Below are 18,293 nucleotides of genomic sequence, written 5' to 3'. Positions count from 1 at the left end.
CCAGCCCATCGGGACGGCAAATGACAGCAAATTGCAACGCTTTGCCATCGCTTGCGGGCGCCCCTGCCGAGCCGCTCCTGCACTTTCCCCCGTCATCTGCACCTGCAATGCACGCGCCATGGCGGGTCCCCGCTCTTGCCTTGTGCGCCTCCCCTGCGGGAGACGCGCTTTTCATTCCACCTTCATCCCGCCGCCACTGCCGCGCCGGCCTGGCGCTTGAGCCATTCCTTGCGCTGCATCAGTTCGCGGTAGCGGTTGCGATCTTCTTCGGTACGCAGATTGGACGTCACCAGCATCTGCATCTCTTCGTCGAGGGCGCGGATGCGGGCCTGGCGGATGGCGCCGCCCATCTCGGCGCGCACGACATCAAATTCGGATTCCGATTCGGCGGCGATTTCGGCAATCATCGAATCGAATTCGGGGCCGCCCTCGCGCAGGTGCTCGACCAGGGCGGCGAAATTGGCTTGCTCACCCATGCCTTGGGCCACCCCGACCAGATGGGTGAGCATCTCGGCCTGGTCCGGGGCGATGCGGGCGATCGCTTCCAGCGCACCGGCATCGAGGTCGGCGGCCAGCTGCGGATGGGCGACCAGCAGGCGCATGATCTGGCGCTCCAGCCCGACCGGGGCGGTGCGCTTGCTGCGTGCTGGCGCGGCGCGGACCCGGGCGACCGGCTTTTCCAGTTCGAACAGCACTTCCAGCTCAGCCGGCGTGGACTGCGTGGCCTGGGCCACGCTGCGCACGATCTGCAGCCGCAGCGCCGAGGCGGGCAGCGCCTGCAGCAGCGGCTTGGCGGCAAACTGCGCATGGGCGCGGCCTTCGGGCGTGCGCAGGTCGTTCTCGCCGATGATCTCGCGCAGCAGGAACTGCGACAGCGGCAGCGCTTCACGGATCTGCTCTTCAAAGGCCGGCGCGCCCATCTCGCGCACGTAACTGTCGGGGTCATGCTCCTTGGGCAGGAACAGGAACTTGATGGTCTTGTTGTCGGAGGCATGCGGCAGGCAGGCTTCCAGCGCGCGGCGGGCGGCGCGGCGGCCGGCATTGTCGCCATCGAAACTGAAGATCACCTGGTCGGTCTGCCTCACCAGCTTCTGCACGTGGATCGGCGTACACGCCGTCCCCAGCGTGGCCACCGCCTGCGGGAAGCCCAGCTGGGCCAGCGCGACCACATCCATGTAGCCTTCGGTCACCAGCGCATAGCCAGCTTCGCGGATGGCCTGGCGCGCCTCGAACAGGCCGTACAGCTCGCTACCCTTCTGAAATAGCGGCGTTTCGGGCGAGTTCAAGTACTTGGGCTCGCCGCCATCCATCACCCGCCCGCCAAAGCCGATCACCTGGCCCTTGGTATTGCGGATGGGGAACATGATGCGCCCGCGGAAGCGGTCGTAGCGCTTGCGATGAGCGCCGCCCTCCTCGCTCTTGTCGATCACCAGGCCAGACTCGACCAGGGCTTCGTTGTCGTAGTCGGGGAAAACCTGGCGCAGGCTATCCCACTCGTCGGGCGAATAGCCCAGCCCGAAGCGGGCGGCGATCTCGCCGGTCAGCCCGCGCCCCTTGAGATAGGCGATGGCCGGCTGGGCGCTGCGCAGCTGGTGACGGTAGAAATCGTTGGCGCGCGTCATCACGTCCGACAGGGCCATGCTCTTGGCCTGCTTCTCCTGGCGCTGCGCCAGGGGGATGCTGTCTTCGCGCTCGGGAACCACCATGCCGACGTTCTGGGCCAGGTCCTTGACGGCTTCGACGAAGCCCATGCCGGAATATTCGATCAGGAAACTGATCGCGGTACCGTGCGCGCCACAGCCGAAGCAATGATAGAACTGCTTGGTGGGGCTGACGGTGAAGCTGGGCGACTTCTCGTTGTGGAAGGGGCACAGGCCCATGAAATTGGCCCCGCCCTTCTTCAATTGCACGTAGCGTCCCACCACGTCGACGATGTCGACGCGGTTGAGCAGGTCCTGGATGAACGACTGAGGAATCACCTGGGTAGCTGAACTGTCGGGGCTAGGCGCAATGCCAGGAAGACGCGGCTCAGGAAGCCAGCGCGGCCTTGACCAGCGCGGACACGGCCGTCATGTCGGCACGGCCGGCCAGCTTGGGCTTCAACACACCCATGACCTTGCCCATGTCCTGCGGACCGGCAGCGCCCGTGGCGGCCACGGCGGCCTGCACCTCGGCCTTGATCTCGTCGTCCGAGAGGCTGGCCGGCATGTAGGTGGAGAGGACGGCCAGTTCGGCCTTCTCGACATCAGCCAGGTCCTGGCGGCCGCCGGCTTCGAACTGGGAGATGGAATCCTTGCGCTGCTTGACCATCTTGTCGATGATGGCCAGCACGTGGGCGTCGGTCAGCTCGACCCGTTCATCGACTTCCTTCTGCTTCATCGCGGCGGTCAAGAGGCGGATGGTGCCCAGCTTGCCCATATCCTTGGCGCGCATGGCGGCCTTCATGTCTTCCGTGATCTGCTCTTTCAAACCCATGGGGTACTCCGAAGATGAGGTGGATGAGTATTCTGCGATCTGGCGCCATCCCGCATCCAGTATTCCAGACGGCAATCACGCGGCCTGGCCTTAGGATCGTAGAACATGGATGGGCTTATCGCCAGTCCGGATCGCTGCTTTTTTCCTTCATATGGGGCTCAAAAGAGGAAAAACCAGGAAAGCACCCTGATCCGCAGCGACGCCGGAGATGACGCCGGAAATAAATGCGAAAACCCGCTGCGGACCAACACCGGAGCGGGTTTACACATCGGCCGCACGAATGCGCGGCGAGAAATTCTTAGTACAGCTTCTTGGGCAGCTGTTGGCTGCGGATGCGCTTGTAATGACGCTTCACGGCAGCAGCCAGCTTGCGCTTGCGCTCAGCGGTCGGCTTTTCGTAGAACTCGCGTGCGCGCAGTTCGGTCAGCAGACCGGTCTTCTCGATGGTGCGCTTGAAGCGACGCATTGCAACTTCGAACGGCTCGTTCTCTTTAACGCGAATAGTGGTCATGTAAATTCAAACCAAAAAGGTTAGGTTGGATTAGCAAAGAAAGCGATTGTAGCAGCACTGGCACCCGATTGGAAGGCCAAACGTGGCATTTTTTCCACCCCCGCGGTAAAAAAGGGATAAGAATCAGGCACTTATCACAGTCAAGATGATGATTCACCTGAAGTCAAGGGCTGCCGAAGGAAAAATCCCTCTCACACCGCCGAACCCGCCGCCACACCGGAGGCCCAGGCCCACTGGAAGTTGTAGCCGCCCAGCCAGCCGGTCACGTCCATGGCCTCGCCGATGACATGCAGGCCCGGCACCTTGTTGGCCATCATGGTCTGCTGCGACAGCTCGCGGGTATCCACTCCGCCCAGGGTGACTTCGGCCTTGCGGTACCCCTCCGAACCGCTGGGCAGGATCACCCAGCGATTGAGCGAATCGCCCAGTTTCTTGAGCGACTTGTCGGGCATGTCGGCGATGCGCCCGCCGGCATCGAAGCCATTGATCTTGAGCCAGCCCTCGGCCAGGCGATTGGGTAGCCACTGCGCCAGGATATTGCCGAGGTTCTTCTTGATGGTCCCCTTGCCGTCGATGAGCGTCTCGGCCACGTCCAGTTGCGGCAGCAGGTTCAGGGTCAGCGGGGTGCCGGGTTTCCAGTAACTGGAAATCTGCAGGATGGCAGGCCCCGAGAGGCCGCGATGGGTGAACAAGAGGTCTTCGAGGAAATGCCCGCGCTCCTTCTTCGCGCCGGTCTCCACTTCCACCTCCAGCGCAATGCCGGCCAGCTCGGTCAGTGACTGCCAGGCCTTGCCATCGAAGGTCAGCGGCACCAGGCCGGGACGCGTCTCGACCAGCTTGAGGTCGAACTGGCGGGCGATGCGATAGGCGAAATCGGTCGCGCCGATCTTGGGAATGGACAGGCCGCCGGTCGCAATCACCAGGCTGGCCGCCTGGATCTCGCCGGCACTGGTGGCGATGCGGAAGTGCTCGCTGCTCTTGCCGACCTCCTGCACCGTGCAGGGCATGCGCCAGCTGACGTTGCCGGCGTCGCATTCGGCCTTGAGCATGGCGATGATGTCTTCGGCGGAATCGTCGCAGAACAGCTGGCCCTTGTGCTTTTCATGGAAACCGATGCGGTGGCGCTTGACCAGACCGATGAAATCCTGCGGCGTGTAGCGCGACAAGGCGCTGCGGCAGAAATGCGGATTCTGCGACAGGTAGTGCTGCGGCCCCGCGCCCACGTTGGTGAAATTGCAGCGGCCACCGCCGGAGATGCGGATCTTCTCGGCCAGCTTGCCGGCGTGATCGATCAGCACCACGCGCCGGCCACGCTGGCCGGCCACGGCGGCGCACATCATGCCGGCCGCGCCAGCGCCGATGATGGCGACATCAAAATGATTGGGATTGGTCTTGCTCATGCTTCCTCCGGCACGCATTCGGTGCAGCCCGAGGCCGCTTCAAAGCCGTGATTGTCGGCGATACCCGCCCCAAAAGACAAGAGGCCGGCATCTCGCGACGCCAGCCTCCTGCCTTCTTCCTCCTGACTTCCCTTGCGCTCTGCAATCGCCCGGAAAGCCAAGCCTCAAGCTTTGGACCCGTGAGCCTGGTGGGCCATCACTGGAAATACGGCGGCGGTTCCACGCCCATCCACAATTCCGAGGACAGCCGCATCATGTCGTTGAGCGAACCACGCTGCGCAAACATCTGGCGCAACCAGGCGGCATCGGAGAGGCGGTCATGCGCCATGCGGCGCAGGCGCAGGATGGTCTGCTGCTCGGCCTCATTGGCCACATAGGGCTCCAGCAACTGCAATTGCTGCAACAGGTGCTCATAGATGGGCAGCTTGCGCGATTGCGAGGGCGTGGCGCCATGCAAGGCCAGCTGGCCGTTGAGGCCGAAACGGCTGGCTTCGAAGCGGTTGTATTGATACAGCAGGTAGAAATCATCCCCTACCACGAATGGCCGCTCGGTCAGGATCCAGCGCGCCAGCAGTTGGGCGTAGGCGCCCAGGTGCGCGGCGTGCTCGATGGTCAGGGGCGTGTCGCAGACGCGGATTTCCACGGTGCCGTATTCGGGCTTGGGGCGGATGTCCCAATAGAAATCCTTCATGCTGGCGATGATGCCCATCTGGTGCAATTCATCGTAGTAGGTCTCGAACTCGGCCCACTTGGTATGCACCGGAGCGGTACCCGACAGCGGGAAGGCGCGCACCACGTTGCTGCGCGAGGAATCGAACTTGGTATCGGCGCCCTGGTAGAACGGCGAAGCCGCCGACAAGGCGATGAAGTGCGGCACGTAGCGCGAGAAGCCGTGGGTCAGATAGAGCGCATCATCACCGTTCTCCACGCCGATGTGGATATGCTGGCCGAACACGGTAAAGGTCTTGGCCAGGTAGCCGTACTTCTCGTGCAGGTAATGGAAGCGTTCGCTGGGCGTGATGCGCTGCTCGTTCCAGTGCTGGAAGGGGTGCGCGCCGCCGCCGGAGACGTCGATGTTGAGATATTGCGCGCCCTTGTTCAAGGCGGCGCGCAAGCCCTTCAACTCTTCGATCAGTTCATCGACGCGGGTATGGATGCCCGAGTTCAGCTCGATCATCCCTTGCGTCATTTCCAGTTTGATCTGTTTTTGCAGATCGCGTGGCTCGATCCAGTTCAGCAGGTCCACCGCATCGCTGGCCAGGTTGTAGTTGCGTCGGTTGACCAGTTGCAGTTCCAGTTCGATGCCCATGGTAAAGGGCGTGGAAGAACCGAACGGCAGGATGCCGGCGCTGCCCTGCGGGCCGGCCACGTGGGCCTGGCTGGCAGGGCTGTCATGTTCATTGCGGATCAGTGTCTCGGTATTCATTCGCGTCCACTCTCTCCAGATTTGATCAGGGCAAACTGCGTGGCCACCGGGCCCAGGAATTCCAGGACCACCATGCTGCCGGCCAGCAGCGGCAAGACATTGGCCGTGGTGTGCGGATACAGTGACGACACGGTCTGCATGAGGCCCACGCCCACTTCAGTCATGGGCAAGGTGCCCAGGGTCAGCAAGCCGGCCTGCCGCCAGTTCATGCGTGCAAAGCGCGCAAAGAGGAAGATCCCCAGGCCCATGGCCAGGAAGCGCGCCGCAATCAGGATCAGCACCGAGAAGCCCAACAGGCCCAGGTCCGACAGCTTCATCGATGCGCCCACGGTGACGAAGAGCATCACCACGAACAACTCGTTGGCCACGCCGAACTCCAGCTCCATCAGGTCGAACTGGCGATCCAGGTTCTTGGAGAGGATGGCGAAGATCAGCATGGTCAGCATCACCGGCAGATGCAGTGCATGCGCCACACCGATGGCCAGCGCGATCACCGAGATCACCAGCACGAACTGCGAACTGTTCTCGCGGCCCAGCAGGCGCGCCAGCGGCATCATCAGCCAGTAGGTGAGGTAGGCCAGGATGGCCGAGCCCACCAGTGAATAGAGGGTGTGCTGGATCAGCGTCCAGACCGGCGTGCCAGCCTCATGCGCAATTACCGGCAGCAAGGCATAAGCAGCCAGCACGGCGACGAAGTTGTTGAGCGCCGTCATGGCGGCCAGGCGACGCGTGACCTGGCCTTCTGCCTTGAGGTCGCGCAGCACCACCAGCACCACCGCCGGAGCGGTGGCAATGGCCATCACGCCGCCCAAGAGGGCCATCACCGAATCGGTGCCGAACCAGGTCAGCGCGATACTGACGAAGCCGAAGCACAGCACCGCCGAGACGGCCACCGTGATCATCAGCCATTTTTCGCGGCGCAGCCAGCCGATGTCGACATAGCGCCCCAACTGATAGACCACCAGCGCGACAGCGATGTCAGCAAAGATATTGGTGACCTTGAGGACTTCACCGGAGAGCAGATTGAAGCCGCCCGATCCGAGCAGGAAACCGACCAGCAGATAACCCGTGATGCGTGGCACCCATGGGGACTTGGAAACTACGTAGCCCGCGATCAGCCCGAACAGCAGCAAGCCGCCGAATACCAGCAAGGCATTCCATTGCAGCGTCTGTGCGAGCGTGAAAGACGGAAGAGCCCACTCCATATCTCCTCCTGTGTAACGATTAGGTTGTTGAAACCGCGCAGGACATGGGCCATGCCCAGAGCCGCCTGCGTGGATCGCGTGAGTCCGGGTGGCGAGATCGGCGATGCGATGCGTGACTACCCGGCGAGGTCGGGGTCGAGTGTACTCACAAATCGGGATGAAGAAAACCGGCGATGCCGAATTCCTTGCTGTCCGATGGTGTCACTGGCTCGTTCTTTCTTCCCGACGCGTCGATGACTCTTCGCGATGCGTCATCTTTAAATTACAACGGAATCTTTTTAATTTCCTGATCTGATGTTTTTGAATTTCTGGAATTTATCCGCAGCGCATGGAGTTGAAGAAGGAAGTTGGGGGAGCCTCAATGCTCTATGAGCGCGCCCTCTGCAGTAATCAGCGCAGACCTGATTTGCTTGTCAGAAAACACCGACATGAGGGCGCTGCGATAACGCCCCAGCTGCGCGGCATAGTCGGCGCGCTCGCTGTCGAGCAGGCGGCGCTTGTAATCGATTACCCAGAGTTCATCGTCGAACATGACCACGCGGTCCAGGCGCATGAGGCCATTGGGCGTGACGATCTCCATCTCATTGCGCGCCCAGCGATGCAGGGCCGGATTGAAGAAGCGTTCCAGCTGCGGCTGCGCCAGCACCTCACGGGCCTGGGCATGGACCACCTGCGCCATCTCTGCAGAAATACCCAGCCAGCGCACCAGCACGCTGGCCGATGGCACATGCAGCGGCCAGGCATGGCCATGGGTCAGCCGTTCCAGCAGCGCGTGCAGGGCCACGCCTTCATCGATGGCGTCGGTGCTGACCAAGGCGCCATCAGCGGTGAGGGCCGGCACAGCGTCTTGCGGGTCATCGGCGGGCGCGCCAAAGAGCGACATCGGCAATGGTCGCGGATCGAAGAGCGCCAGCGAGAAGCGCTCTTCGATGGCGGCGGCCTCGGCGCCATGGACGGCTTCTTCGCTGATCTCGCGCACCGGCGCATCGCTGGCGAAGAGGCGCTGGTACCAGCTGCCCTGCACCACGCCGCCCGCGTCCGCACCGCGCGTGCCGGCCACGCCGGACACCAGCAGCAATTGCTTGGCGCGGGTGACGGCCACGTAGAGCAGGTTCCAGTCTTCCTGGGTGCGCAGCGTTTCTTCTTCCTCGAACAGCGGATCGCGCGCGCTGCCGCGTTCGCTGCGACGGCCAAAGGCGGAGAAGTGCGTGGGCGCATCTTCATCCTGGGGCCAGGCGCACAGGATGCCCAGGTTGTCTTCCACCGAATCGCTATGGTTCGCATCAAGGATCGCCACCACCGGCGCTTCCAGTCCCTTGGCGCTGTGCACGGTCAGGATGCGCACGGCGTCGCCGCTGGCGTCCACGCTGGCCTCGTCCGGGGCATCGCCGCCGGCGCTGCGCTGCAGGACACGCAGTGCATCGATGAATTTGGGCAGGCTGGGATACCGCCCCGCATCCATGTTCAGCGACAGCTCGACGAAGGCAGCGATATTGCCCAGGGTCTGGCTGCGCGTGAGCGGCGAGGCATGTTGCGCATAGCGCGCCACCAGCTCGCCCTGGTGCAGGATCATGTCCAGCAGGTCATGCACCGGCAGGTGGGGCGCGGCCAGCAGCCAGCGCTGCAACAGCGTCACGGCGCGCACCAGGGCGGCCGAGGCCGCGCCTTCCTGCTGCATGGCCTGCAGCTGTCGCCACCAGTGGCCGCCCTCGGCCTGCGCGGCGCGACGGGCGATCTGCACCAGATCGTCGTCCGTGGCGCTGATGATGGGACTCTTCAATACATGGGCCAGCGCCCGCGTATCGTTGGGCGTGATGAGGAAAGTCAGCAGCGCGATCAGGTCGGCAATCTCCAGCGATTCGAGCAGGCCGCCGCGCTTGTCGGAGATGAAGGGGATGCCGGCGGCGCGCAAGGCGCTCTCGTAGGCGGCCAGGTGCGTGCGCTTGCGCACCAGCAGCATGATGTCGCCCCAGCGCATGGACCGCGCCCCCTTGCCCTCGACCACCGGCACTTCGCGATACGCCTTGAGCAGGGCCTGCGCCAACGCCAGCCCTTCCAGCAGGCGGCGCGCATCATCCTCTTCGCCGCGTGGCGTGGTCAGCGGATTGCGCCAGGGGATGACTTCCGGCTCCCCTTCGGGCGCGGCGCTGGCCGCATCGGTGTCGGCGCTGCTGACGTTTTCTGCACCATCGTCCGGCCGCGCCAGCGGCAAGCGCCAGACCTCGCCTCCAGCAAGGCCTAGCGTAGTCTGCTGGGCGAACAGCGGATTGCCGCCCATGACGAATGAGCGATTGAGCACATCGACCACCGCGGTGGCATTGCGGCGCGTCTGGTTGGCGCGCAGGATGGCCGCGCCCTGGGCGCGCAACATCTCGCGCGCAGCCACGAACACCCGCGGCTCGGCGCGACGGAAGCGATAGATCGACTGCTTGGGATCGCCCACCACGAACACGCTGGGCTGCGCCGCATCGCCGCCATAGGCATCGAGCCAGCAGCGCACGATGCACCATTGCAGCGGATTGGTGTCCTGGAACTCGTCCAGTAGGATGTGCTTGTAGCGCGCATCCAGCCGGGTCTGCAGGTAGGCCGCGCTGGCCTCGTTGCGCAAGAGGCGATAGGCCTGCCATTCCAGATCGGCGAAATCCAGCACGCGCTGCTCGGCCTTCACTTCCTGGTAGCAGGCCAGGTAGGCGCGGCCGGCGGTAAAGAGCGCGGCATTGAGTTGCAGCACGTCCTTTTCCTTGCTGCGCCCCTGCAGCTTGCGCAGCGCCTCGCCGACGGCGTTGAACTCCATTTCGAAGGCGACCAGCGCAGCGTCCTCGCTGGCCTCGAAGTGCTGTACCAGAGCCGCCAGCAGTGACTTGACCTTGCCGTTCTTGCGCGGTTTGTCCTTGTCGTCGAAGAACTGGCTATAGAGTGCATCGAAATGTTCCAGCGCCGGGCCGGCGCTCAATGCCGATTCGATGGCCACGGCGCGCGCCTGGTTGGCGCTGCCGCCCTGTCCCAGCAGGATCGCCAGCTGGCTGGCGCGCGCCACCAGCGCGTGCTCTTCCCACAGCGACAGCCGGGCGTCACGTTGCGCGTCCGCGCCGCACAGCGCCTGCAGCCAGCGCAGCGGGGCTGGCGCTGCGTGTTCCTCTGCGCCCTCTTCGCCTTCCTGCTCATCGTCCTGGGTGGCGGCCCACCACTCGGCGCGCTTGTCGATGAAGGCGTCGAGCAACTGGCGCGCATTGAAGTCGCCGGCCAGCTCATAGAGTTCCAGCAGCGCTGCCTTGATGTGCGCACCCTCGGGTTCGCGCAGCGTTTGCATGAAGCGGCGATAGGCTTCATCGAGCAGTTCGCCATTCTTTTCCGTCAGGGTGTAGCCGTACGGCACGCCCGAGGCCAGCGGCGCGATCTGCAACAGGCGCGCAAACCAGCTATGGAAAGTGTCGATGGACAGGCTTTGCTCGGAGGAGAGGATGCGCTCATACAAGCCCCGCGCCAGCGGCAGCAGCCGTGGCAGATCGGGCTCGGCCACGCCGCGTTCGCGCAACAGGGCCGCCGCGCCGGCTTCGTCGGCCAACGCCAGTTCATGCAGCAGTTCGAGCAGGCGCTCGCGCATTTCCTGCGCGGCCTTGCGGGTGAAGGTGATGGCCAGCAGTTCCGGCGCCTGCGCTCCGGCGAGCAGCAAGCGCAGCATGCGCGCCACCAGCAGCCAGGTCTTGCCGCTGCCGGCGCAGGCTTCCACCACCACCGAATGGCGCGGATCGCAGGCGGCGCGCGTGAAGACCGCCGCGTCGACGGCCTCGCCATTGACCTCATAGGCCGCCGGTGCTCGCTCGGCGGCGCTCACAGCCAGGCTCCCTTGCGGCACAGGCCGCGCATCTCGCAATACTGGCAGACCGATTCGATGCCGTTGGCCGGCAGCGCCGCGCCGTGCGCCACGGCTTGCATGGTGGTCGTGATCTGTTGCTGGAGCATCTTCTGTCTGCGGGCGAAATCGGGGGCGGCGGCGTCGCCGGTCTTCTTGTCGGGGCCCAATTCGAGGGCCACATAGTGGGCATGTTCGATCACGCCACCGGCCAGCAGGCCATAGAAGGCCAACTGGTGGTCATCGTCTTCCTTGACCTTCTGCCTGAGGCTGGCGGCGCTGCGGGTCTTGTAATCGAGCAGGGCGCGCTGGCCCTGCTCATTGCGGTCCACGCGGTCGAGGCGGCCATACAGTTCGATGCCGCCATCACTCCACTGCAAGGTCTGCGATTGCGACTCTTCACCGAAGGCGAACTGCCAGCCCTCGGCTTCGCGTTCATTGGCCCACAGCAGATAGGCCGGCATCACCTTCTGCCACCGTGCATGGAAGGCCAGTGCGGCCGGATGGCGCTGCATCTCGCGCTGGAACACCTCTTCCGAGAACTGCGCCAGCAACGCTGCACGGGCCGGCAAGGGCGTGTCGTTGTCGCGCAGGTGGGCGTGATACTTGTAGAGGATTTCGTGCAGCCAGCTGCCGTAGTCGCGCTTCTCGGGCATTTCCGAGAGTTCATCCATGACGGCCACGCGCAGCATGCGCTGGGCGAAGAACTGATACGGACAGGCCAGGAAACTGCCGAAACCGCTGGCCGACAGCGTCGGCGGCAACAGGTCCGGCGCGCTTGGCGCGGGCATGCTGGAAGGTAGCGCCCGCAACTGCTGCACGGGCGGCGGCAACTCCAGCCGCTGCAAGGGCGCCGCGCCCTGCTGCGCCAGTTTCAGCTCCAGTCGCTCGATCCAGGGGCTGACCGGATTGGGTTCGCCATCCTGGTGGGTCTGCCAGCACAACACCACTTCCGGATTGATGCACAGCAGTTCAACCAGGTCACGTAACTGCTGGCGCTGGCGCGTGGCGCGGGTGGCCAGGTTCAGTTCGCGCCGCACGGCGTTGGAGAAGAACAGGGTTTCCTGCGGCGGCGACGGCAAGTGGGCGGCATCTGCGCCAATGACCAGCACCGCATCGAAGCGGCGCAGGCGCGCGCCATTGAGCGGCAGCATCACGACCCGGCGGTCCTTGATGGGCGGCATGTAGGAGGTGGCGTCCAGCCGCAGGTTGAGCAGGGCCCGCCACTCGGCAAAGGAGAATTGGTCCTGCAAGGCGCCCTGCTCGGCGGCGATCTCATCGAGCATGAGCAGACACTGCTGGCCCGCGCCATCTTCGCGCAGGGCCGCATCCATGCCCAGCGCTTCGCAGAGCCTGCGCTGGGTCTCGCACCATTGCGAGAGCGTCTTGCGGCCGCCGAAGCGGGCTGCCTGGCGCGCCAGGGTGAGGATGCATTGCAGGTCATCCGGATCGCGGGCGTCGGCAAAGGCGGTCTGTAGCGCCTGCCAGTCGCCGGCGATATTGGCGCGACGCAAGCGCGCTTCGATACGCATGACGCGATCAGCGCGACCGGGGTCGGCGGGGAAGACGAAGGGCGACTTCAACAGGTCGAGCAAGGCATTGGTCTCGCCGCGCGCCGAGACCAGATCGTTCCAGGCCGCCAGCGCGGCGGCGGCGCGGGTGGTGGAGAGCTTCCAGCCGGTCTCGTCGGCCACCGACACCTGGGCGCGTTCCAGCAAGGCGCGCAGGCGGCGCGCGGTGACGCGGTCCTGCGCCACGATGGCGATCTCGTTCTTGCCCTGCTGCAGCCAGCGCAGCACGATCTGGGCGCTCTGTACGGCGGCGTTCTCCAGGTCGCTCGCCGGGCAGAGCAAGGGCAAGGCGCTTGGTGCTGCTGCAGATGCCTCGGGTGGCGCTGATGCGGCGAACTCCTCGTAGGCCGGCGCAGGGCCCTCCTCCTCGCGCACCAGCTCGCCCCAGGCCGACAGGTAGAGCGGATAGAGCGGCGCCATGGCTGCACGGCTCCAGTCCAGGGTGACGATGCGCACCGGCTGGTGCTGCGCATAGGCGGCCAGGAAGGCCGCATCCAGCGGTTCCGGCTCGGTCGGGCTGACCCAGATCAGCGGCAGGCTGGCGCGTGCGGCCAGGTCCAGCATGGCGTCGAAACGCTGCACGATGCGATCGCGCGCATCCAGCTGGATCTTCCATATCTGCCATACCAGCGCCGCTTCTTCGGACAGCATGGCGTGCGCCGACGGCGCCAGCGGCGCCAGCAGTTGCGCCAGCGCCTGCGTCCAGCGGCCGGCGATGGCGTCTTCTCCAGCGCTGGCGCGGATCTCCGGCAGCAGCGCCAGGCTCAGCTCATCGGACAAGTCCAGCAGGGTATGCGCCAAGGGCAGCAGGTCGGCATTGCGGCGCGCCGAAAACATCTTCTTGAGCCAGCCGTGCTCGCGTAATTGCGCATAGAGCTGCATGAGCCGCTCGCTCTCGGAAGGTGGCGCGTCCTCGCCGGGCGGCTGCATGGCCAACAGGCCCGAGAGGGTATTGATGCGCGGCGCGATATAGGGACGGCGTAACTCGCGGCTCAGCGCGGCCTTGAAATTCTGCGCATGCGAAAACGCCGGCACCATCAACTGCACGCCCGAGAAATCCAGCGCCGCACCCGCCTGCGCTTGCAAGGCCTGGCCCAGCGGCTGTCCCGGATGCAGCAGCTGGCGCACGGCCTGCTGCCAGAAATCGGGCGAAGGGGGAATCGGTACGGTCGCGGACAGCATGCGTTCTCGGGCCTCAATGCGGGGGGCTGATTGTATTTTTCTCTGGCATCAAGAGATTTTTTCAATCAGCCACAAGGGAAAACAGAGCTAAAACTGCTGCGCATTGTATGCCAGGCGCGTGCGGCGCTGCCGCCTTTTTTAGCCATGGATGGCCGGCAAAGCCGCTTGCCGCCTCGTCCGCAGGCCCGATACGCCGGCTGATGACGCGCGACAACAGGCTGCCCCAGCGCCATCTACACATTCGCCGAAAATGGGTTATGATTGCCTCTGTACCCCGCCGCTTACTCCTGCCGCGCTTCAAAACAACTTGAATCGGCGCGCAACGACTCCACGTAGACCTAGCAACTCCGGAAGCGTTGATGGCTCACGCCAGGCAATACGGTATTGTCCACCGGCGCTAATTACTTACTGACCACTTATACACAGCCTCCATCCGAGGAAATGCCATGAGCGACATCATCAAACATATTTCTGACGCCTCCTTCGAAGCCGACGTGCTCAAGTCCGACAAACCCGTCCTGGTCGATTTCTGGGCCGAATGGTGCGGTCCCTGCAAGGCCATCGCCCCGATCCTGGAAGAAGTCGCCAAGGAATACGAAGGCAAGCTGCAGATCGCCAAGCTGGACGTGGACGCCAACCAGGCCATCCCGGCCAAGTTCGGCATCCGCGGCATCCCGACCCTGATCCTGTTCAAGAACGGCGCGGCTGCCGCCCAGAAGGTGGGCGCACTGGCCAAGGGCCAGCTGGTCTCGTTCATCGACAGCAACATCTGATTCTGATGTAACATCCGGCGGCGGCGCGCTCGCGCTGCCGTCCGCCCGGCACACGGTGCCTGGCTTTATCCTAGATCCACACCACGCAACTCCCTCCCCCACCTTTACTTATCCCGTCCCGGGACACTCATATGCACTTATCAGAACTAAAAGCGATGCACGTCTCTGCCTTGCTGGAAATGGCAATCAGCCTGGACATCGAGAATGCTGCGCGCCTGCGCAAACAGGAGCTGATGTTTGCCATCCTGAAGAAGCGCGCAAAATCAGGAGAACAGATTTTTGGCGATGGCGCCCTCGAAGTGTTGCCTGACGGCTTCGGCTTCCTGCGCTCGCCCGACGCCAGCTACATGGCGTCCACCGACGACATCTACATCTCGCCTTCGCAGATCCGCCGTTTCAACCTGCATACCGGCGACTCCATCGAAGGTGAAGTGCGCACGCCCAAGGATGGCGAGCGCTATTTCGCCCTGGTCAAGGTCGACAAGGTCAACGGCGAACCGCCGGAAGCCTCCAAGCACCGCATCCTGTTTGAAAACCTCACGCCGCTGCATCCCAACAAGCTCTTGCAGCTTGAGCGCGACATGCGCGGCGAGGAAAACATCACCGGCCGCATCATCGACCTGATCGCCCCGGTCGGCCGCGGCCAGCGCGGCCTGCTGGTGGCTTCGCCCAAGTCGGGCAAGTCGGTGATGCTGCAACACATCGCCCACGCCATCACCACCAATCATCCGGACACCGTGATGATCGTGCTGCTGATCGACGAACGTCCGGAAGAAGTGACCGAAATGCAGCGCTCGGTGCGCGGCGAAGTGGTCGCCTCCACCTTCGACGAACCGGCCACCCGTCACGTCCAGGTCGCCGAAATGGTGCTGGAAAAGGCCAAGCGCTTAGTCGAAATGAAGAAGGACGTGGTCATCCTGCTGGACTCGATCACCCGTCTGGCGCGCGCCTACAACACCGTGATCCCGGCCTCCGGCAAGGTGTTGACCGGCGGTGTGGACGCCAACGCGCTGCAACGCCCCAAGCGCTTCTTCGGTGCGGCCCGTAACGTCGAAGAAGGCGGCTCGCTGACCATCATCGCCACGGCCCTGATCGAAACCGGCTCGCGCATGGATGACGTGATCTACGAAGAATTCAAGGGCACCGGCAACATGGAAGTGCATCTGGAACGCCGCCTGGCCGAGAAGCGTGTCTACCCCGCCATCAACCTCTCCAAGTCCGGCACCCGCCGCGAAGAGCTGCTGATCAAGCCGGACCAGCTGCAGAAGATCTGGGTGCTGCGCAAGCTCATGTACGACATGGATGAGATCGAGGCGATGGAATTCATCCTCGACAAGATGAAGTCCACCAAGAACAACGCCGAGTTCTTCGACATGATGCGTCGCGGCAACTAAGCATCGCCGCTGGCAAGATCAGGAAACGGCATGTCCTTCATCGGACATGCCGTTTTTTATTGACCTGACAGCAACAATAGCGACGTATTTTCAACTGAAAAACCACGCCGACGGCCTGCGGCCAGTGGCCCGCCTTGACCCAAGCCCCTGATTCCACTGTATAATTTCGGACTTTTCCAAACCGGCAAGTGATCATCAATCGGGTCAAGAAGCAAGGCGACCGACGAAGTGGCGATTGGCTACCAAACTACTCTTGAGGCAATCATGAAAGAAGGCATCCATCCGGATTACCGCGAAGTCCTGTTCCACGACATGTCGAACGACTTCAAGTTCATCACCCGCTCCACCATCGGCACGCGCGAAACCGCTGAGTTCGAAGGCAAGCAATATCCCCTGGTGAAGATCGAAGTGTCCTCCGAATCGCACCCGTTCTACACCGGCAAGCACAAGATCGTCGACACCGCTGGCCGCGTCGAGAAGTTCCGCCAGAAGTTCGGTTCCGTCGGTTCGAAGACTGCTGTCTCGAAGGCGTAATCTGTACTTCCCTCAAAAAAGGCAGCTCCGGCTGCCTTTTTTGTTTGGCCCACCTTGTCGTGGCGCACCTGCTGTCGCACTCAGAAACAACTATTTACGGTGAATTCCTGCACAATAGGGCCTGCAAAAAAATAACACCGGAAATCGCCCTCCCGAGCGATGCCGCGCAGCCAGCCCGCACGGCAAGCAAGACCACCCAACCCCGCAGTCCAGAACAAGAGCAACAAGATCTTGATGAAGCCAGTCCGTCTTCCTGCCGCAGCGACCAACGCGCTTCCGCGCATGGCCCTGCTTGCGCTCGCCCTCCTCTACATCCTGCCCGGCCTGATCGGCCGCGATCCCTGGAAGAACGAGGATGCCACCAGCTTCGGCATCATGTGGACCATGGCCCATGGCAATCTGGCCGACTGGTTGACGCCCAATGTGGCCGGACTCCCGCTGCCGGCGGAAAGTCCGCTGGCCTACTGGTTCGGCGCCATCTGCATCCAGCTCTTCGGCTGGCTGCTCGGCGATCCGCTGGCCGCGCGCGTCTCCACCATCGGCTGCTTCCTGGTCGGGTCGCTCTCGATCTGGTACACCACCTACCTGCTGGGCCGTCGCCCCGAGGCGCAGCCGCTCAAGCTGGCCTTTGGCGGCCAGCCCGAGCCCAAGGATTTCGGCCGCACCCTGGCCGATGGCGCCTTCCTGATCTACCTCGGTTTCCTCGGCCTGCTGCTGCATAGCCACGAGACCAGCCCCAAGACCTTGCAGATCGCCCTGGTCGCCTACGCCATGTATGGCGCAGCGCGGGTGTTCGATGCGCATCGCGTGCGCCACGCGCTGGGCTTGGGCCTGGCGCTGGGCATGCTGGTGCTGACCTATGGCTGGCTGCTGCCGGTGGGCGTGCTGCTGGCGCTGGTACTGCTGACGGCGCTGCGCAAGGACGGTCGCGCCGCAGCGCTGGTGCTGGGCCTGGCCCTGCCGCTGGCGCTGCTCATCTGCGCGGCCTGGCTGCTGGCGCTGCATACGCTGATCCCCAGCGAGGCCGCCGGCCAGTTCGAACTCTGGATGAGCTGGAACACCTACCAGTTGAACGTCCCCACCCTGGCCACGCTGGCCTTCCTGGGCAAGTACGGCGTCTGGTTCGCCTGGCCGGCCTGGCCCTTTGCGGGATGGGCGCTCTACGCCTGGCGACGCCAGCTGGGGTCGCTGCATATCGCCCTGCCGCTGGCCTTCCTGATCCCCATCACGCTGCTGGTGCTGATGAACATCCACCGCGAAGAAGGCATGCTGCTGCCGCTGCTGCCGGCGCTGGCGATCCTGGCGGCCTTCGGCCTGCCGACCATGAAGCGCGGCGCCATCAATGCAGTGGACTGGTTCTCGGTGATGACCCTGACCACGTCGGCGGCCTTCATCTGGATCGGCTGGATCGCCAAGGAAACCGGCTGGCCCGCGCAGATCGCGCGCAATGCCTACAAGCTGGCGCCGGGCTTCAAGCCGGGCTTTGCGTGGATCTCGCTGGCCATCGCCATCGCCGCCACCATCGCCTGGATCGTCGTGGTCCACTGGCGCATCTCGCGCCGTCCCTCGGTGCTGTGGCGCGCCGTGGTGCTGTCCTCGGGCGGCGTGATCCTGTGCTGGGTATTGCTGATGACCTTGTGGCTGCCCTGGGTCAACTATGGCAAGAGCTATGCGGGCGTGGCCGAGCAGATCGAGTCCAAGCTGGGCTCGGTCAAGCAGTGCGTGCAGACCAATGTCGGCCCGGCGCAGCGCGCCTCGTTCGCCTACTTCGGCAATGTGCGCTTTGCCGATGAGCATGGCCAGCGCTGCGACTACCTGCTGCTGCAGGATGACATCAGCAACCAGGACGCGGCGCTGATGCTGCGCCAGTATCCCGGCGCCTGGCGCATGGTCTGGGAAGGCCGCCGCCCCTCTGACCGCGACGAGCGCTTCCGCCTCTATCGCCGCAGCAAAGACTGAGCGGCCCTCA

At 63.9% G+C, this 18,293-nt stretch carries 12 protein-coding genes; 4 read left to right on the top strand and 8 right to left on the bottom strand.

Translation table 11 applies throughout. From position 1 onward, the window contains the following. Positions 1-182: 182 nt before the first annotated feature. The 8 genes from dnaG to ACP92_RS04315 all read right to left on the bottom strand — a co-directional run bounded on the left by dnaG (position 183) and on the right by ACP92_RS04315 (position 13,623). Positions 183-1,979, bottom strand: a complete 1,797-nt coding sequence (dnaG, locus tag ACP92_RS04350; protein WP_013232900.1) for a DNA primase — start codon at positions 1,977-1,979, stop codon at positions 183-185. Between the two features lie 49 nt (positions 1,980-2,028). After that, positions 2,029-2,475 carry a GatB/YqeY domain-containing protein gene (locus tag ACP92_RS04345; protein ID WP_013232899.1) on the bottom strand — a complete coding sequence of 149 codons (447 nt, stop codon included), beginning with the start codon at positions 2,473-2,475 and terminating at the stop codon, positions 2,029-2,031. Between the two features lie 298 nt (positions 2,476-2,773). Then, a complete protein-coding gene (rpsU, locus tag ACP92_RS04340; RefSeq protein ID WP_006462949.1) occupies positions 2,774-2,986 on the bottom strand; it encodes a 30S ribosomal protein S21 in 213 nt (70 codons plus the stop codon). Positions 2,987-3,177: 191 nt separating this feature from the next. Further along, complete coding sequence (locus ACP92_RS04335; protein WP_013232898.1) at positions 3,178-4,386, bottom strand: BaiN/RdsA family NAD(P)/FAD-dependent oxidoreductase; 1,209 nt, start codon at positions 4,384-4,386, stop codon at positions 3,178-3,180. Positions 4,387-4,582: 196 nt separating this feature from the next. Beyond that, entirely contained in the window at positions 4,583-5,812 is a 1,230-nt protein-coding gene (locus tag ACP92_RS04330; protein WP_041310206.1) for a YbdK family carboxylate-amine ligase, read from the bottom strand. After that, on the bottom strand, positions 5,809-7,017 hold the full coding sequence (locus tag ACP92_RS04325; protein ID WP_013232896.1) for a cation:proton antiporter: 1,209 nt from the start codon (positions 7,015-7,017) through the stop codon (positions 5,809-5,811). Before ACP92_RS04325 ends, ACP92_RS04330 begins: the two co-directional genes overlap by 4 nt. Positions 7,018-7,375: 358 nt before the next feature. Then, entirely contained in the window at positions 7,376-10,852 is a 3,477-nt protein-coding gene (locus ACP92_RS04320) for a UvrD-helicase domain-containing protein (RefSeq protein WP_013232895.1), read from the bottom strand. Then, the gene (locus ACP92_RS04315; RefSeq protein ID WP_013232894.1) at positions 10,849-13,623 is read right to left on the bottom strand and encodes a PD-(D/E)XK nuclease family protein; all 2,775 of its coding nucleotides are present in this window, start codon (positions 13,621-13,623) and stop codon (positions 10,849-10,851) included. The genes ACP92_RS04320 and ACP92_RS04315 overlap by 4 nt, the downstream gene beginning before the upstream one ends. Positions 13,624-14,069: 446 nt before the next feature. Here ACP92_RS04315 and trxA point away from each other — a divergent pair, with 446 nt between their 5' ends. The 4 genes from trxA (at position 14,070) to ACP92_RS04295 (ending at position 18,283) form a co-directional block, all read left to right on the top strand. Then, complete coding sequence (gene trxA, locus ACP92_RS04310) at positions 14,070-14,396, top strand: thioredoxin TrxA (protein WP_013232893.1); 327 nt, start codon at positions 14,070-14,072, stop codon at positions 14,394-14,396. Between the two features lie 131 nt (positions 14,397-14,527). Further along, a complete protein-coding gene (gene rho / locus ACP92_RS04305; protein WP_008325783.1) occupies positions 14,528-15,790 on the top strand; it encodes a transcription termination factor Rho in 1,263 nt (420 codons plus the stop codon). A 264-nt stretch (positions 15,791-16,054) separates the two neighbouring features. After that, positions 16,055-16,324: a type B 50S ribosomal protein L31 gene (locus ACP92_RS04300; RefSeq protein ID WP_008325780.1), complete on the top strand. Its 270-nt coding sequence runs from the start codon at positions 16,055-16,057 to the stop codon at positions 16,322-16,324. Between the two features lie 234 nt (positions 16,325-16,558). Further along, the gene (locus ACP92_RS04295; RefSeq protein WP_013232892.1) at positions 16,559-18,283 is read left to right on the top strand and encodes an ArnT family glycosyltransferase; all 1,725 of its coding nucleotides are present in this window, start codon (positions 16,559-16,561) and stop codon (positions 18,281-18,283) included. Positions 18,284-18,293: the final 10 nt, after the last annotated feature.

The sequence above is a fragment of the Herbaspirillum seropedicae genome, assembly GCF_001040945.1.
Taxonomy (GTDB): Bacteria; Pseudomonadota; Gammaproteobacteria; order Burkholderiales; family Burkholderiaceae_D; genus Herbaspirillum; species Herbaspirillum seropedicae.
Note: the sequence above shows the minus strand (reverse complement) of the source record. Positions and strands in the feature narration are given on the sequence as shown.

Excerpts from the sequence above, each read along its gene's own strand:
- ACP92_RS04345 (WP_013232899.1), bottom strand. The coding sequence starts at position 2,475 with ATGGGTTTGAAAGAGCAGATCACGGAAGACATGAAGGCCGCCATGCGC.
- rpsU (WP_006462949.1), bottom strand. The coding sequence starts at position 2,986 with ATGACCACTATTCGCGTTAAAGAGAACGAGCCGTTCGAAGTTGCAATG.
- ACP92_RS04335 (WP_013232898.1), bottom strand. The coding sequence starts at position 4,386 with ATGAGCAAGACCAATCCCAATCATTTTGATGTCGCCATCATCGGCGCT.
- ACP92_RS04330 (WP_041310206.1), bottom strand. The coding sequence starts at position 5,812 with ATGAATACCGAGACACTGATCCGCAATGAACATGACAGCCCTGCCAGC.
- ACP92_RS04325 (WP_013232896.1), bottom strand. The coding sequence starts at position 7,017 with ATGGAGTGGGCTCTTCCGTCTTTCACGCTCGCACAGACGCTGCAATGG.
- ACP92_RS04315 (WP_013232894.1), bottom strand. The coding sequence starts at position 13,623 with ATGCTGTCCGCGACCGTACCGATTCCCCCTTCGCCCGATTTCTGGCAG.
- trxA (WP_013232893.1), top strand. The coding sequence starts at position 14,070 with ATGAGCGACATCATCAAACATATTTCTGACGCCTCCTTCGAAGCCGAC.
- rho (WP_008325783.1), top strand. The coding sequence starts at position 14,528 with ATGCACTTATCAGAACTAAAAGCGATGCACGTCTCTGCCTTGCTGGAA.
- ACP92_RS04300 (WP_008325780.1), top strand. The coding sequence starts at position 16,055 with ATGAAAGAAGGCATCCATCCGGATTACCGCGAAGTCCTGTTCCACGAC.
- ACP92_RS04295 (WP_013232892.1), top strand. The coding sequence starts at position 16,559 with ATGAAGCCAGTCCGTCTTCCTGCCGCAGCGACCAACGCGCTTCCGCGC.